The organism is Psychrobacter faecalis, assembly GCF_016107575.1.
Classification (GTDB): Bacteria; Pseudomonadota; Gammaproteobacteria; order Pseudomonadales; family Moraxellaceae; genus Psychrobacter; species Psychrobacter faecalis.
Window position 1 is genome coordinate 1 of record NZ_JABAST010000014.1, and the last position, 15869, is coordinate 15869.

General features: G+C 44.2%; 15 protein-coding genes and 1 pseudogene. 6 read left to right on the plus strand and 10 right to left on the minus strand.

The features are described 5' to 3' along the window. The 4 genes and pseudogenes from JFC07_RS06185 to JFC07_RS06200 all read left to right on the plus strand — a co-directional run. A pseudogene (locus JFC07_RS06185) lies at window positions 1-1346 on the plus strand (hypothetical protein); the annotation flags it as partial. A 3-nt stretch (window positions 1347-1349) separates the two neighbouring features. Further along, on the plus strand, window positions 1350-1529 hold the full coding sequence (locus tag JFC07_RS06190; protein WP_198328650.1) for a hypothetical protein: 180 nt from the start codon (window positions 1350-1352) through the stop codon (window positions 1527-1529). 126 nt (window positions 1530-1655) lie between these two features. Beyond that, the gene (locus JFC07_RS06195) at window positions 1656-2048 is read left to right on the plus strand and encodes a hypothetical protein (RefSeq protein WP_198328651.1); all 393 of its coding nucleotides are present in this window, start codon (window positions 1656-1658) and stop codon (window positions 2046-2048) included. Between the two features lie 64 nt (window positions 2049-2112). Then, entirely contained in the window at window positions 2113-2607 is a 495-nt protein-coding gene (locus JFC07_RS06200) for a glycoside hydrolase family 108 protein (RefSeq protein ID WP_198328652.1), read from the plus strand. A gap of 395 nt (window positions 2608-3002) precedes the next feature. Here JFC07_RS06200 and JFC07_RS06205 read toward each other — a convergent pair whose 3' ends face one another. Beyond that, entirely contained in the window at window positions 3003-3287 is a 285-nt protein-coding gene (locus tag JFC07_RS06205) for a monooxygenase (protein WP_227678267.1), read from the minus strand. Between the two features lie 160 nt (window positions 3288-3447). Here JFC07_RS06205 and JFC07_RS06210 point away from each other — a divergent pair, with 160 nt between their 5' ends. Then, complete coding sequence (locus JFC07_RS06210; protein WP_198328653.1) at window positions 3448-4371, plus strand: DUF1853 family protein; 924 nt, start codon at window positions 3448-3450, stop codon at window positions 4369-4371. A 33-nt stretch (window positions 4372-4404) separates the two neighbouring features. On the opposite strand, the gene JFC07_RS06215 is transcribed toward JFC07_RS06210, so the two are convergent. The 7 genes from JFC07_RS06215 to JFC07_RS06245 form a co-directional block, all read right to left on the minus strand. Continuing rightward, a complete protein-coding gene (locus JFC07_RS06215; RefSeq protein ID WP_144296353.1) occupies window positions 4405-4935 on the minus strand; it encodes a DUF2726 domain-containing protein in 531 nt (176 codons plus the stop codon). A gap of 324 nt (window positions 4936-5259) precedes the next feature. Then, the gene (locus JFC07_RS06220) at window positions 5260-6429 is read right to left on the minus strand and encodes an SPOR domain-containing protein (protein WP_198328654.1); all 1170 of its coding nucleotides are present in this window, start codon (window positions 6427-6429) and stop codon (window positions 5260-5262) included. A 275-nt stretch (window positions 6430-6704) separates the two neighbouring features. Next, window positions 6705-8072: a bifunctional folylpolyglutamate synthase/dihydrofolate synthase gene (locus JFC07_RS06225; protein ID WP_198328655.1), complete on the minus strand. Its 1368-nt coding sequence runs from the start codon at window positions 8070-8072 to the stop codon at window positions 6705-6707. Window positions 8073-8253: 181 nt separating this feature from the next. Further along, window positions 8254-9216: an acetyl-CoA carboxylase, carboxyltransferase subunit beta gene (accD, locus tag JFC07_RS06230; protein ID WP_198328656.1), complete on the minus strand. Its 963-nt coding sequence runs from the start codon at window positions 9214-9216 to the stop codon at window positions 8254-8256. 286 nt (window positions 9217-9502) lie between these two features. After that, window positions 9503-10327 (minus strand): tryptophan synthase subunit alpha, encoded by an 825-nt coding sequence (gene trpA / locus JFC07_RS06235; RefSeq protein ID WP_198328657.1) that lies wholly within the window; start codon window positions 10325-10327, stop codon window positions 9503-9505. Window positions 10328-10438: 111 nt separating this feature from the next. Then, window positions 10439-11713 carry a tryptophan synthase subunit beta gene (trpB, locus tag JFC07_RS06240; protein WP_227671257.1) on the minus strand — a complete coding sequence of 425 codons (1275 nt, stop codon included), beginning with the start codon at window positions 11711-11713 and terminating at the stop codon, window positions 10439-10441. A gap of 99 nt (window positions 11714-11812) precedes the next feature. Next, entirely contained in the window at window positions 11813-12496 is a 684-nt protein-coding gene (locus JFC07_RS06245) for a phosphoribosylanthranilate isomerase (protein ID WP_190295464.1), read from the minus strand. A 225-nt stretch (window positions 12497-12721) separates the two neighbouring features. On the opposite strand from JFC07_RS06245, the gene JFC07_RS06250 reads away from it, so the two are divergent. Next, entirely contained in the window at window positions 12722-14356 is a 1635-nt protein-coding gene (locus tag JFC07_RS06250) for a cryptochrome/photolyase family protein (protein WP_198328658.1), read from the plus strand. An 18-nt stretch (window positions 14357-14374) separates the two neighbouring features. Here JFC07_RS06250 and JFC07_RS06255 read toward each other — a convergent pair whose 3' ends face one another. Together JFC07_RS06255 and JFC07_RS06260 are read right to left on the minus strand one after the other, a co-directional pair. After that, window positions 14375-14623 (minus strand): hypothetical protein, encoded by a 249-nt coding sequence (locus tag JFC07_RS06255; protein ID WP_198328659.1) that lies wholly within the window; start codon window positions 14621-14623, stop codon window positions 14375-14377. A gap of 163 nt (window positions 14624-14786) precedes the next feature. Next, complete coding sequence (locus tag JFC07_RS06260; protein WP_198328660.1) at window positions 14787-15527, minus strand: DUF4230 domain-containing protein; 741 nt, start codon at window positions 15525-15527, stop codon at window positions 14787-14789. Window positions 15528-15869 lie beyond the last annotated feature (342 nt).

A 15869-nucleotide genomic window follows, 5' to 3' on the forward strand; every position in this document is an offset into this window, starting at 1 on the left:
ATGGGAATACGGCTGCCATACAGACCGAAGTTACTGCTCGCACCGATGCCGACACAGCGCTGTCGCAACGTGTCGATACCGTGCAGTCATCAACTGACACAGCACAGTCTAAAGCTGACAAAGCTGAAGCTGATGCAGCGACCGCCCAAACTGCCGCCAACGCAGCAGCGACAGCAGCGGGAAATAAAGGCGAGGTTATCTTTGGCTCAACAACGCCGGTTGCAGCTAAGCAATTAGCGCAAAACTTATGGATTGATACAACAGGAGGTAAAAACACGCCTAAGCGCTGGGATGGCAACGCATGGTCAATCGTAACCGATAAAGCCGCAACCGATGCACAATCAGCAGCCAATGCAGCGCAAGCAACAGCAACTGAGGCGCTAGGTAAAGCAAACACCGCGACAAGCAATATCGCAACGATACAAACCGAGTTGACAGCCACAACATCAAAAACCAATGCCACAGCAACATCAGTTGGTACATTGCAAACGACAGTAGCAGGTAATACAGCAAGCATACAGACAGCGCAAAGTAGTATCGACGGCATTAACTTGCAATACACGGTCAAGCTAGACAGTGGCGGTAAAATATCAGGATTTGGACTGATGAACGATGGCGCGACAAGTGCCTTTGATGTGAGAGCCGACAGGTTTAGCATATCAGCACCATCTGACAATCCTAACGATGTGAACGGCACAAGTCCTTTCATGGTACTGACCAATCCGCAAGTGATTGACGGTGTGAGTGTGCCTGCTGGCACTTATATGCGTGACTTCTACGCGCCGAAAGGCTCTATTGATACGTTACAAGTCGCAGGCAACGCTATTACAGCCCCAAAATCTGCGTTCACCGAGGCAGTTATTGTCGTGGGTAATTCCTACAAAACTATTCAAGAACTTACAGTGCCATCGGACATGGGTGCTACAATGCTAACCTTTAACTGTGTATTCTCGTTCACAGAGTTTTCTACCAGACAGCAATTAAAATGTAGAATACTAAAGAATGGCGTACCTATACTGACTGACTTAGAGGTATTCTATAACGAAACTAATACCTCGAAAGCCTATTCTACATCGGATAGCGGCTCGCATACCCACCAATACTCTTACGGCTACCCTGTTGTGAATGGTGCTTTCGTTACGGCGTGGGGTGACACTAGGGGTTCAGGTTCACATTCTCATACTGTGATAGTGGAGAATGAAACACGAAATAGCTCAACATTCAGTTTGTCGCGCCATGACACAACAATGGTAGCAGGAACATATGAGTTGCAAATTATTGCTACATCAGGAGGAGTTGTTGATATATCTAATCGCTATATTCACTCTATTACAATGAGGAGGTAGTTTATGATTTATGCAGTGTATGAGGCATCAACAGGTACTATTTTAAAGACGCTTGACATGCCTGAGTTCTTATTAAGCCGTGAGGTATTGGAGACAGGTCAAGCAATTATTGAAATACCAAGACAAGCAAATGACGCGACAGAGATTATTGAGAATGGAAAGTTAGTAGCGAAGTCCGATTGACCAACATAGCAACCCTTGCTGAAGATAGTTGAGTGTTTGGCGATGGACAACATGAACGTCAAGTTTGCATAGCAGACCAACCCTCATAACGAGGGTTTTTTATTATCTAAAATTTGAGGAAAGCGTATGCCAAATAACACCCCTTTTTTGGACATAATCTTACTAAAGCTTTTGGCGTTTCTGCCCAAAGTTTTTGCAGCTGTCATTGGCGCCATTCTTGGTCTGATGCTAAGCGGCGACATCGGCAGGGACGGTAAGATACAAGTCAATATCTCGGTGATTATTAAGTTTACAATCGCAGTCACGATTAGTTTGTACGGCGGCGAAGCGTCTATTGAGTACTATAAGCTACAAACATACAGCGTGATGACACACGGGTTTGTTATGTTGTTATGGGCCGTCTTTGGCATGTTAGCTATCGGCATTGTTTATCAAGCTATAGCCCTGTGGCAGGGCAAGACGCTTGCTGAAGTGATAAAAGAAGTTAAAGATGCAGCGTTTGCAATCTTTGGCAAATAATAATCATCATTAAATACAGCCTCTACTTAGAGGCTTTTTTAATGTCAAAAATAAGGTAAAATTTATGAGCGTATTCGACACAATTTTTGAGCGATTGATGCTGCATGAAGGCGGTTACGTCAATCATCCAAGCGACCCTGGCGGTGAAACGATGTGGGGCGTGACGAAACGTGTTGCCCGTGCAAACGGCTATAACGGTCCAATGCGTAGTTTGCCAAAATCTACTGCTAAAGCGATTACCGAGAAGTCATACTATAAAGCAGTGAAGGGCGATCAGTTAGACCGATTGATTGCATGGCAGTTGACAGATGCGGCATATAATCACGGCAATCGCCAAGCTGTTAAGTTTCTGCAGCGTGCAGTTGGCGTTACTGCTGATGGGTTGATTGGTCCGCGCACGCTTGCAGCAGTTGCGGAGATGGATAAAAATGACGTAGTGTTTTTATTCTTAGCGGAGCGGCTAGAGTTTTTCACCAACCTTCGCATTTGGCAAACTTTCGGTAAGGGTTGGGCTCGTCGTATCGTTGGAAACCTACGTTACGCAGCAGCAGATAATTAGATTTTTGCTTAAATCATGACGCAGTTTTTGGCGCAGTTTGCAGTAAATCAGTTTAAATCAACCAAAACCATTTTTTATAAACATATGATTTAATTATGTTTCTTTTTAACTGATTTATATTAACTGCCATCAAAAAGAGTTCGAGTATCTCACACCCCTACTCGCACTCTTGGAACAAATTTTGGCACAGATTTCACAACAACCATTGCATTGTATTGCACGTTAAATATTTAAGCCCTTGTGTTTACTACGTTTAGTAGTGCAATATAATACTATTACGCGCGTTGTACAGGTTCAAATCCTGCCGTTCCGACCAAACACAGTAGTTAAACAAAAAAGCCAACCATTGATATCAATGGTTGGCTTTTTTTATGCTCATTATTCTTCATAAAGTATTACAAAGACGCTTTAGTAATCGCACTTAGCGCTTCATTGATAACAAAGATTTTGGATTTGATATCTTTAAAACCAAATGAAGTCAGTCTTTGGGTATGCTTTTCTAAATATCTGTTGGCATCGTCCAAATTATCAAACACATAAATCCCGCCCGCTTCTTGCGTTGCTTCATTTTCTGTCCATAGCTTATAGACCAGACCGTTTACGGTTGCGATATCTTCAGCCAACTCTTTCATGGCATCAAAAAACGCACTACCAAAAGGACCGCTATAAGGAAAGTCGATTTACAAAAGGTACTTCATAACTTAATCCTCTGTATTATTAAAGGGTTGGCAATCATATATTCTGCCAGATGACTACAATCTTAACATATTACGATTCGCTATAGACTTTTAGTAAGCAAGTCGCTAGGGTAAATACTTTATATTTACTCTGGTTTGTCCTATGTCTGAGCTTACGCCGCGCCTTGATAGCTATGCACCTTGGGAAGCTTATCGGCGACCTTTTGTGCGTGATTTGGCGTATGTACTCGCCTGCCCTAACGTCTTGACGACGTGGTTGGATTTCGCACCGCATCAAACTACCCACAAAGTTGCAATACATAGCGCAGACTTTTGGCAACAGCAGTTTGAAGCTTATAAGCCGCGTTTAAAAGAGTTGGATACCACCAATGACTATCAGGCATTAACCCGCTATTTATTAAAACGTCCTAGCCCCAATCGCTTGGGTTTTCACTTTGAAGGATTGTTATCGTTTTGGCTAGAAGATGGCTTTGCACGCAAATTACATCGGTACGAGACGCTTGCCAATAACGTGCAGTTATACAATGTCAAGCAGACAACAGGCGAGCTGGATTTGATTTTGTATAATCATGAAGACAATCTGGTTGAGCATTGGGAGCTGGCGATTAAGTTTTTTATGGGTTCAGCACCGTTTGCGCCGATAAATTGGGTCGGTATCAATTCTAACGACAATTTACAGCGCAAAATGACCCACATGCAAACCAAACAGTTTCGTACGGTGTGGGTCGAGACTAAAAGTCATGGCCAAGTGAAGATTGATAAGCGTTATGGCGTCATTAAAGGACGCTTCTTTTTGCCAATGAACATCGCTAATTTCGTCTACCCTCATTGGCTAACACCTAGCTTTCCGATGCACGAATGGTGCGATAAAGCTGATAATGCCACGCTTGCAACGATTGATGTAACTGCATTACGCGCCGCTCATTATATTGAATGGTTTAGCAAGCGCGACTTTTATGACAATCGGCTGTTACCACTTATCTATTCTGAAAACGGTGTTTTAAGAACAGGATTATATTTTGAAGGTGACAGGCCGATTGTGATTTATCCTAAAAAGCTTGGCTAAGCAAAAGATAAAGGTTAAGTTTTTATTATAACCTCAATAACTCTCAATCACCTGCATCAGTTCATATCTGAGCATATCGGCACTCGGCATGCGTTCGGCATGAAAGCGCACGATAGCAATACCGGCACTGGCAAGCGCTTTATCCTTTTTATCATCCGCCTTTTGCCGCGCTTTACTATTATGCGTCCAATCATCAAGCTCGATGGCCAGCAAGGTAGTCTGCGCATCGATATCCACGATGACATAGTCGACGCTTTGGCGACAAATGCGATTGAACCAAAAGCTACGCTCCGAGGTTTCGTCACTGTTTGCTTCAATGATACGAGACAGCTGAACTTGGACAAAGATATGATATTCGGGCAAGGCATTTTTTAACTTTTTAAAGAAGATAACTTCCGTATCAGTCATAATAGGCATGGGCGCAAATGGCCAAATAGCCAGCTCATCACCGCGCACAGGTGGTGGCTCAGGCTCAGTGGCCTGCTTATCAGAAAACAGTTTTGGCAGGGTGATCAGCCCGACAAATCCAACTGCCAATATTAAAAATATAACGCCAAATGACATGGTTTTACCTTATACATAATGAAAGCCGTCAGCTACGTAGAGGATGTCATTAAATAAAATGACGAAACATAGCTAACCGCGGCAGGGCAGCCTTTATAGGCTGACAGGTTATACAGTACAGAAAAGAACAGGAAGAAACAGAAAATAGCGGCGCACATCGTAACCAAGCTGGCCCCAATCGGCAAACGATAAAACGAAAAACACGACAATAGATGTCGTGTTAAAAAATTTAGTGAGAATGATAAAAGTGAAAACGGGCGTAGTTAAAATTGTGCGGTTTATTTAGCGCTAATGGCTATCAGATTGCAGCAATTTAAATTTATTTTAGCGCCAGTATAAAACCCAAGCACTTGTCGTATTAACTTTCGGGTCGCTATTAATCTTATCTTTTAGCGCCAAAGCGGCCACTTTACCGCGTTCAGGACCGACGATGACGCGCACACCACGACTGGTAGGACTGGTTTTGACTTGATAGCCTGCTGATTGGAATTTTTTTGCCAACTCATCCGCTTTGGCTTGGTCATTCGCCAGTGCCACTTGTACACCAAAACTGCCTTTAGCATCGGTTTCTTTCACTTCTTTACGCGCTTCGTTCAGTTTCTGCTGCGCTTCACGCTTGGCATCGGCCGATTTCTTGGCTAACGCTTCTTCTTTTTGACGCTTTTCTTCACGCGCTTTTTCAGCCGCTGCTGCTTCACGTGCTAAGCGATCAACCTGCTGACGCGATGGGATGGTGATATTCTGACCCAGTTGTAGCGAGGTCGACGGTGAAAGGTTATTCGCTTGTGCCAAGACTTCTACGGGCATATTGTGTTGCCGTGCCAGTTTAATCAGCCCATCACCCTTTTTGACCTGATAATCCGTAGGCGATTTTGGCACCTCATTTTTAGCGATTTCTGCAGCTTTTTGTTTTTTCTCAGCTTCAGCCTGTTTTTTTGCTTCCGCTTCCTTTTTACTCTCTGCTAGCTTTTTAGCTGCTGCTTGTTCTTTCAGCTTGGCTTCTTGTTGCGCTTGAGCCACTTTTTGCTGCTCACGGGCGCTATTATCACTCTCAGTTGCCGTGGCAGTATTATCGCTATCTGTACTAGATTTGGTCGCGGTCGCCGTGTCTTGTTCAGCGTCTTTACTCTCCTCGGCTTCTTTATCTTTAGCAGGTGCGGTGCTTGCCAAATATTGCTGACTTTCGGCGCGCGCTTTGGCCAATGCTTGCGCTTCAGCCGCCTCTTGCTCACTTAAAAATTGCTGTGCACGTCTTTCTTGCTCTGCTACGCGGGCGGCGCGCTCTTTTTGTTTTTGTGCCAAGATGCGCTTTTCAGTCTCGATATCAGTCGTCAAGGGTTGTGGAGATTCTTGCGCCGGGCTTTGTTTTTCTATCATCGCTGAAGCAGGTTTTGTTTTATTGCTATCGCCAATTTGTTGCACCATGGCGTACAGCATCACGCTACCGCCAATAATCATCCCAATGCCCAATAAGGCTTGTCTCGAAAAGTTCATCCGTTTACGTCTCTTAGTTGGTAATAAGGTTGATTGAGCGGCGCAACTATCGTCCCAAGCTATGTTTATATAGCTTTAATAAACAATTTTGAAACTTAATATCGCCGCCAGTTACGTCCAGCCATTTTTAAATGCTAAGTCAAGCTGTACATATCCATTTTAATTTGTACATAACATTGTATTGCAGTATGTTAAAGCAGTTTGATTATAAAGCATATTTTTTATACTGTCTGCTATCATGCTTCTGCTAAGACTAACATTAAATCATTATGATTTTAATTTAAATTATCAGCAGCAAGCGCCGCTAGCGCCTCGCCAATTGTATGGAACGAGCCACATACCACGATTAAGTCTTGCGCTTGGCTGCCCTTTATAACAGCAGCGGTGGCTTCTGATAAACGTTTAAACGCATGTATTTGTGCCTTATCAACATAGCTTGCTAAAATACTTTGCAGCTGCGATGAGCTTGCTGCACGTGGATAATCAATCTCAGCGATAAACCAATCGCTAATAGGCAAGCCCGCTTCAGTCAAACGCTGCACGACTTTATTGATATCCTTATCGCCCAACATAGAAAACAGCATTTTAATGCTGGCAGGCCTGCTACTTAAGTGTTCGCAACTATTTTGTTTAGCCAAATGCTGCTGCCAAAGCGGTAATAATTGCGCCAATAAAAACTCAACGCCTTGCTCGTTATGCGCCACATCAAATAGCCAATGGCGATTATGGGTCTCACTATAATCAAAACGACCGGCGAGCTTGACCGTCTGCAATGCCTTTTCAATAGCACTTTTATCAATATTTAATGGGCTTGCCAGCACCGCTGATAAAGCATTGGCGGTATTGGTCAATGACAGTGCTGGACGCGGTAGTTGCATAGTGACAGCAGCATTACTATATTGCCAAACGTCGGAATCTACTTCACGATAATCAAAGTCTTGTCCAGCTTGATAACAAGTTGCCTGATGCGTAGCAATCGCTTGTTGCACACTCGCTGGCATCGCAGTAGCACCATAAACTAAGGTAATACCATCGCGTAAAATACCCACTTTTTCACGGCCGATATCTTCAACATTGTCCCCTAGCCAATCGACATGATCGATAGCGATATTGGTAATCACCGCCATATCAGGATCAATGATATTAACCACATCTAAGCGACCGCCGAGTCCCACTTCTAATACCCAAACATCGCAGTCTGCTTCGGCAAAGATTAATAGTGCGGCCAATGTTGTCATCTCAAAAAATGATAAGGTTAAAGCGCACTGTAACCTTGCCGCCTCTACTTTGTTAAAGGCATCAATCAACGTCTCATCACTGACCATCTCGCCATTGATACGCACGCGCTCGTTAAACACACTCAGATGCGGTGACTGATACAGTGCCGTTTTATAACCTGCCGCTTGGCACATCTGCGCGATGACCGCGGTCGTTGAGCCTTTACCATTGGTGCCCGCTACGGTATATACATAAGCATCGTCTTTGGCTGACTGTACCACGCCTAACGCCTCAGCAACCGGCAATACGCGCGATAAGCCCATATCTATCGCCGAGACATGAATTTGCTGCATATAATCGAGCCATTCGGTCAAACTCGAGTGCTCATTAGGAATGTTAGAATTAGAAACGGTAGAGTCAGACATGGGCGGAACCTATATGAAATTTTCGGGAAAATAGAGAATGAGAAAATGGTTAAATAAGAAATAGAGACAGTATATAACTACCTAGCCAAAAAGCAAAAATAGCATTTACCGTGATTGACGATAAATGCTATTAAGTCATAACGATCTCGATTGTCTGTTTACTAAACCAGCTCAGCACATGTTAAGCATCAACATTCGGTACGCGGCATAACTTTGCCAGCAGACGATAAATGGTATCAATCAATTGATGACGATGTACCACTTCATCAACCACCCCGTGCTCTAATAAGAACTCGGCACGCTGGAACGGCTCTTCTAGCGTCTCACGCACCGTTTGTTCAATCACGCGCTTACCAGCAAAGCCAATCATGGCTTTTGGTTCTGCCAAATGAATATCGCCAAGCATAGCAAGCGATGCCGTCACCCCGCCATAAACAGGGTTGGTCAATACTACAATATATGGCACGCCAGCTAAGCGCAAACGCTCAATCGCCGCTGCCGTACGAGCCATTTGCATCAAGGATAGCAGACCCTCTTGCATACGCGCACCGCCAGAGGCCGCAAAGCAGACTAAGGGTACTTTATCTTTAAGGGCTTTTTCAGCCGCTTCTACAAAACGGTCGCCGACCACGGAGCCCATAGAGCCACCCATAAAACGGAAGTCAAAGGCACACGTCACGATATCAAGGTTGCGCAATTTACCATACATCACAATCATTGCTTCAGACTCGCCGGTTTTGTCTTGTGCTTCGCTCATGCGCTGCGGATACGGCTTACTATCCACAAAGCTCAATGGGTCTTTGGCAGTGAATTGCTGTCCTAGCTCACCCTCTACTTGGTCGAGTAGCCAGTTTAAGCGTTCACGAGCACTCATCGGTAAATGATGGTCACAATGCGGGCAGACATAGCAATTGAAAATCAGCGCCGTATTGGTAATCATCGAATGACAGCTGCTACACTTGGTTGACGGTTCAGTTTCGACAGCCGTCAAAGGTGCGGTCAGTTGCTGTTTAATGCCCGGTATCGGGCGCTCAAACCATGATTGCCCAGCGGAACTGCCATTTTTTTCAGTCGTGCTTGTTTCAGTATTATTTGCAGTGGTCATATCAGGTTTTGTTATCGTATCAGTCATAATGTTCGCCATTATCAAAGGCTTATCGACAAGTTGGCCAGGTTGGTTTCATTGGCTTAGTCTCTTGTCCCTAAGAAGTCCGTTTATAAGAATCAATTTAAAAGTCACATAGCCTTAAACATCAGCAGTTATAAAGCACGCTTATGCGCAACTGTAACAATCTATATGGGATGTTAGTTTACACACGTAAACTAACTTTAGCAAAGTCATTTGCCTGTGTCTTTATAAACATTGTTATAAAAATTGCGCTGACCTTCTAAGCCTTTCAAATTTAGATACCAATAAACTCGATATAATATTAGGCGGTTAAACTATCAAGTGCGCCGCGTAACTCGTCCATTTTTGCCATAATTTTTTGCTGAGCAGCTGCAACCGCAGTCGCATCTTTAGCATCGATAACAGCAAAGTTTTGCACCAGCGCACTACCGACGATAATACCATCGGCGTGCTGACCGATCGCTTTGGCAGAGGCCGCATCACGAATACCAAAGCCCACACATACTGGCAAATCGGTCTCGGCTTTAATCGCTTGCACTTGGGTAGCCACATCATCGGTATCGAGCGTCGCCGAACCGGTCACGCCTTTTAATGACACATAGTAAATATAACCACCGCAATGGGTCAGAACTTGCTCGCGACGCTCAGGCAAAGTCGTTGGCGATAATAAGAAAATTTCATTCATCGCATGCTCAGTCAAATGCTGCGTGAAGCTGCCCGCCTCAGCTGGTGGCAAATCAACCATCAAAATCCCATCGACGCCTGATTGCTCGCATAAAGCGACAAAATTGTCATAACCGATGATTTCCACGGGATTCAGATAACCCATTAAGATAATCGGCGTCTGCGTATCTTGTTTGCGGAATTCTGCCACCATGTTTAGTGCATCACGCGTACTAGTACCGGCTGCTAACGCACGCTCACCAGCTGATGCAACAGTTGGGCCATCGGCCATTGGATCAGAAAACGGCAAGCCGACTTCAATCATATCTGCGCCGTGCTTAACCAAGTCATGTAGTAAGCCAACAAAGTTAGCAGGGGTTGGATCGCCTGCCATTACATAAGGAATCAGGGATTTTTTATTTTGGGCTTTTAAGGTTTCAAAGGTGCTTTCAATTCGGGTCATAGTGTTCTCTACAATTAATTCAAACTGGCTATATTGGCTCTATATATATTAAAAAGAGCCAATCAATTTATTTTATAAAAGTGGATTTATAGGGTGCAGTACAATACGTGGCTACAACTCAATACCTTCCGCTTTCATTACCGAATGCAAATCCTTATCACCGCGACCTGACATATTAACGATAATGCTTTGCTCAGGCGTCATGGTTTTAGCCAGCTTCAGCGCATAGGCGACCGCATGAGCAGATTCAAGCGCAGGGATAATCCCTTCTTTACGCGTCACTTCATGAAAACCCTCCAATGACTCTTTATCGGTACAGCCAACATATTCGACGCGTTTCATGTCTTTTAAGAAGCTGTGCTCAGGGCCAACGCCCGGATAATCAAGTCCCGCTGAGATAGAATGCGTCTCTTGGATTTGGCCTTCATCATCTGCCATTAGATAAGTACGATTGCCATGCAATACGCCGATACGACCAGCGGCCAATGGCGCTGAATGACGACCGGTCTCAATGCCGTCACCTGTCGCTTCGACACCATACATTTTAACTTCAGTATCGTTTAGGAAATCAAAGAATAGACCAATCGCGTTTGAGCCACCACCAACACAGGCAACCAACGCATCAGGCAATTTACCGGTTTTTTCTAAATGTTGAATACGCGCTTCTTTACCGATAATCGCTTGGAAATCACGTACCAGTAGCGGATAAGGGTGCGGCCCTGCAACCGTGCCAATAATATAATAGGTCGTATCAACGTTAGTCACCCAGTCGCGCATGGCCTCGTTCATGGCGTCTTTCAGCGTCCGCGAACCTGAAGTCACTGGCACCACTGTCGCACCAAGCAAACGCATACGATAGACGTTCATCTTTTGGCGCTCGACATCATCGGCACCCATATAAACGATACACTCTAACCCTAGGCGCGCAGCAATCGTTGCCGTCGCAACGCCATGTTGTCCCGCCCCAGTTTCGGCGATGATACGCTTTTTACCGCACATTTTGGCAAGTAGCGCCTGCCCGATGGTGTTATTTACCTTATGCGCGCCCGTATGATTTAAGTCTTCGCGTTTAAAATAAATCTGCGCGCCACCAATCTCATTACTCAAGCGCTTGGCATGATAAAGCGGGGTTGGACGACCGACATAATTGACCAAATCGTTATGATACTCTTCCCAAAACGCCGGATCGGCTTTTACTTTGGTATATAAGGTTTCAAGCTCTTCAAGCGCTGCCATCAGGGTTTCAGACACAAAACGACCGCCATGCACACCGAAATGTCCGCGCGCATCAGGATATTGGTTAAAGTCTTGTACGTTTTCTGGATTGGTAAAGGTATTGATAGCTTTAGCAGTAGCAGATACATCTTTGTTTGCGACATGACTCATGATAATTCCTACTATAATAAGTGGTATTTTTTAGAATAAATAAAGGGAAAGATTTTAGGTAATGAGCTATTTAATAAATATAAATCCACCGTTAAAAAGCTAATTACTGTTATTCGAAGGTTCGCTCGGCGTCTCGTTTTGCCATCGGTCGCGTTTAACTGCTTTCATAAAGGCACGCATTTTGGCAGCGTCTTTTTTACCTTTGCCCGACTCAATACCGCCACTGACATCGACGGCATAAATCGGCAGCTCTAAAGTAGCAGCGACATTGTCGGCATCAAGCCCGCCCGCTAAAATAATAGGCAGCGAGCTGTCTTGCGGTAGCAAACTCCAGTCAAAACGTGCACCTGTGCCGCCATACTTATGAGGATGGTAAGCATCGAGCAAAATACTGTTCGCGCCAGCAACAGCAAACTCATCAATTTGAGCGCTTACGCCAGCAGTGGTGTGCTGCTCGGTATTAATACGTAAGGCTTTTATCCAGCGTTTATTGACCGCGCTTGCCAGCTGCTGACACTGTTCGGGCGTTTCATCACCGTGAAATTGAATGATATCAAAAGGGACATGGTTTGCCAGTTCAATAAGTTCTGCTCGCGGCATATTGACCACCAAGGCCACGACACTTATAAAAGCGGGCAAAGAAGCACTTAGCAATTGCGCCTGCTCAATAGTAACAGCGCGCGGACTTGGTGGATAAAACACCAAGCCGACGGCATCGACACCCAACTGAGCAGCCATTTTAATATCACTAGGCTGGGTAAAACCACAAAACTTCACCTGCATAATGTGACCTTAGATATAACATAAAATAGACATGACACTAAATATAACGTTGATAGATTGGCTCGAATACATAGATGACGATAAATATTGATTGCCAACGCTAAAAAGCAAATATGATGATTTGTTAATTGAATGGCAAATCCATTGCATCCAAAAACTTATCCTAGCATACTTTTATTCACAGTTTTGTTTATGATTGCGATTGATTAATATAGGAAAGGTAGAATGTCTAAAACGGTGGCGGCAACGTCTCAGCACATTGCTAGCAATAATACGACGAGTGCAAACCCCGCACATTATTTAATGTGGTTTCGTCGTGACCTGCGAGTTCATGACAATACGGCATTGGCAGCGCTTTGTGAACGTGCAAATGAGGATAATGCGCGAGTCAGCGCTATTTTTTTTATGACGCCTGAACAATGGCATGCACATGATATGTCACTCACCCAGCTCGATCATATCGCCCGCACCTTGCCACTCTTAGCAACCTCTTTGCAAAAACGCTTAAATATCAACTTAACCGTCCAGCTCTGTGCCAGCTTTTCTGACTGTGTTGAGACGCTAAGCACGTTGTGTGAGGTAAATGATATCAGTGTTGTCATGGCAAATCATGAGTACGAAGGTAATGAGATTGACCGCGACCAAGAACTAACCAAACAACTTGCTAAATCCGATATCGAATTTATCCGCTGGCACGACCAGTGCATCTTGCCACCAAAAACCATTACCACCAATGACGATAGCATGTATCAGGTCTTTACCCCATTTTATAACAAATGGCAGCACACTTTAGATGTTAGCAGCTTACAAATGCACCAAGCCATGGCGGTAAATAATCAGTCAAAAACCGCCCTAAAAACTGCAAAAGATAGCGCTCATACTGTTAAAGACATAGAACAACTCAGTAAAAAAGCCGTCGAAGATTATCAGAAACAGTTAGAGACTGCTGTAGAGTATCAGCACATTGATTTTGGTGCTCAGCTTGAGCACGCTAGGATGGCTTATCCAGCGGGTGTAGATGCTGCTTGCAAGCGTTTAAAGGATTTCATCGCTGATGATATCGATAACTATGACATCAGCCGCGATGTGCCAAATTTGCAAGCGACCAGCCAGCTATCAGCTTACCTCACTATTGGCGCAATAAGCCCAAGACTTTGCTATCTGCAAGCCACAAAATCATTAGAGAGATTACAGGGTAATGATAGCGACAACTTTAGCAGCTCTGATAACAACGATATTAATCGCTGGATAAGTGAGCTGGCGTGGCGTGACTTTTATCGTCATGTTTTAGATGATAAGCCCGGGCTGATTCGCCATAAAGCTTATAAAGAAGAAACCGATAACAAGATTCACTGGTCATATAATCAGGATGATTTTAAGGCATGGTGTACAGGTAAGACAGGCGTGCCATTGGTCGATGCGGCCATGCACTGTCTCAATGCGACCGGATTTATGCACAATCGCTTGCGGATGGTGACGGCGATGTTTTTTACCAAGGACTTACTGATTGACTGGCGCTTAGGTGAGCGCTATTTTATGAAGCAGCTAATAGACGGTGATTTTGCGTCCAATAATGGCGGCTGGCAATGGAGCGCGTCGACAGGCACAGACTCCGCACCTTACTTCCGTATTATGAACCCTTTTAGCCAAGCTAAGAGTCATGATGCTGATGCATTATTTATTAAGACTTGGCTGCCAGAATTAAAAGACGTGCCGAGCAGTATTTTGCATAGTGAAGATAAAATGCGTAAAGCGCTCACAAAGGGCGGTCAGTTTGCTGATACTGCTTATCCTGTGCCGATGGTTGAGCATAAGGCAGCACGACAACTGGCGATTGCTGAATTTAAAAAACAACGCTGACATTTTTAGTAAAAAGCGCTAGTTTTCTACTTGAGCTACCTCTTGTGGCACACTGCCAGTTTGCACCAAACTGCTTTGTGCTGCACTATCGATATCGATAGTTGGCTTTACTATTCGTGTCTGAATGGTATAAATAGCATACGCAAGACAAGTAAAGCTTATGATGAGCAGCACCCACGTCGCAAAAGGTAGCGATTCTTTTGCTTTAGGCTGCTTGATTAATTCGTGTTTCTCATGAACGGAGGGCTGATTATTGGAAGTTGTCATAGATGCCACCTCTTATATCATATAAGCTTATTTCAACGACAGCATTTATAAGGCTGTCGTTAATGATAAATAAGTCCTGCTATATAATATAGTAACCCTATTACCAATAAATTCAAGCAACATCTGTTAAGTGGCGTAGTGGTTCGTTAAACCATTTTAAGTATTAAGCCGTTGGCATTTGACACGCGCCTGCGCCCTGCGTGGTTACCGTTACGACAGCACCGGTCAATGAAAACAACTGCTGCAATTGGGTTTGCGCATTTTCTAATGCTAAATTCATCACATCACCGCGGCAAGCACGCTCAAGCACTTCTTTTTTCGCCATACTTTGCGCTTGTTGCAAGATCTTTGGATCGACCTGCATCATACCAAAAGCGCCCGTTTGCCAATCATAGATTTCGATATCGTCTAAATAAACAGAAAATATTTCTGACGGCGGCAAGGTGATATTGATTTGCGGCATCATTGAGACAGGCGTATTAGCATCAGCTTCCTGCAGCTGTTCAACATCAATCTCTGGCTGCACCACCTGTACCATCTCTGGCGTTAACGCACTCAAATCAATCCCTGCTTCTACGCGCCCGCGTGCAATAAACAAACCCTTTTGCTCATCTTGCCACAGCTTCATCCAACTGCCTGGTTTTTGGCTAGTGATAACGGTATCGACACTAAACGCCACCGTCTCCAAACGATTTAATTTTTGAATTTGCATCACCACCCCTTCACGGGTAATGGTTTCTATCGGTTCTTCTTTGCTGAGGTTTTGCGCGCTGTATATCGCAAAAGCGAGCGCGGCAAGACCGATAAGCAATACCAGCCACGATAGCATGGAGATGGGTTTTTTCGCTTGCGGGTGCTTGTCATTATTATTAGCCGCGGGAGAGTGATTATCAGGGTTGACCATGTAAACTACCTCAAGGTTTTATATTAATTCTTATCAGCATAAAATTGCTAAATACCAAACCTTTAATGCTAGTTGTTTATAAGCATTTCAAGCAGTTACTACCATTCTTCTACATAATTAATGAGCTTGATGCCACTTTAAAAACTAGCTTTTGCTTCACTATTTATCCCTTTATTCTTTTATGTCCAGAATCTATAAATCGTGCTGCTTTATCAGCTAACCAGAGTTTTATCTTTGAGTCTCCAAAATTGGTGGATTTTGAGTTTAAAAATCCGCTTATTTTTAGCATTGTTATTGAGTTTAGCCACTGTTTGGGATGAAACAACAAAAAGTCATTGCGTC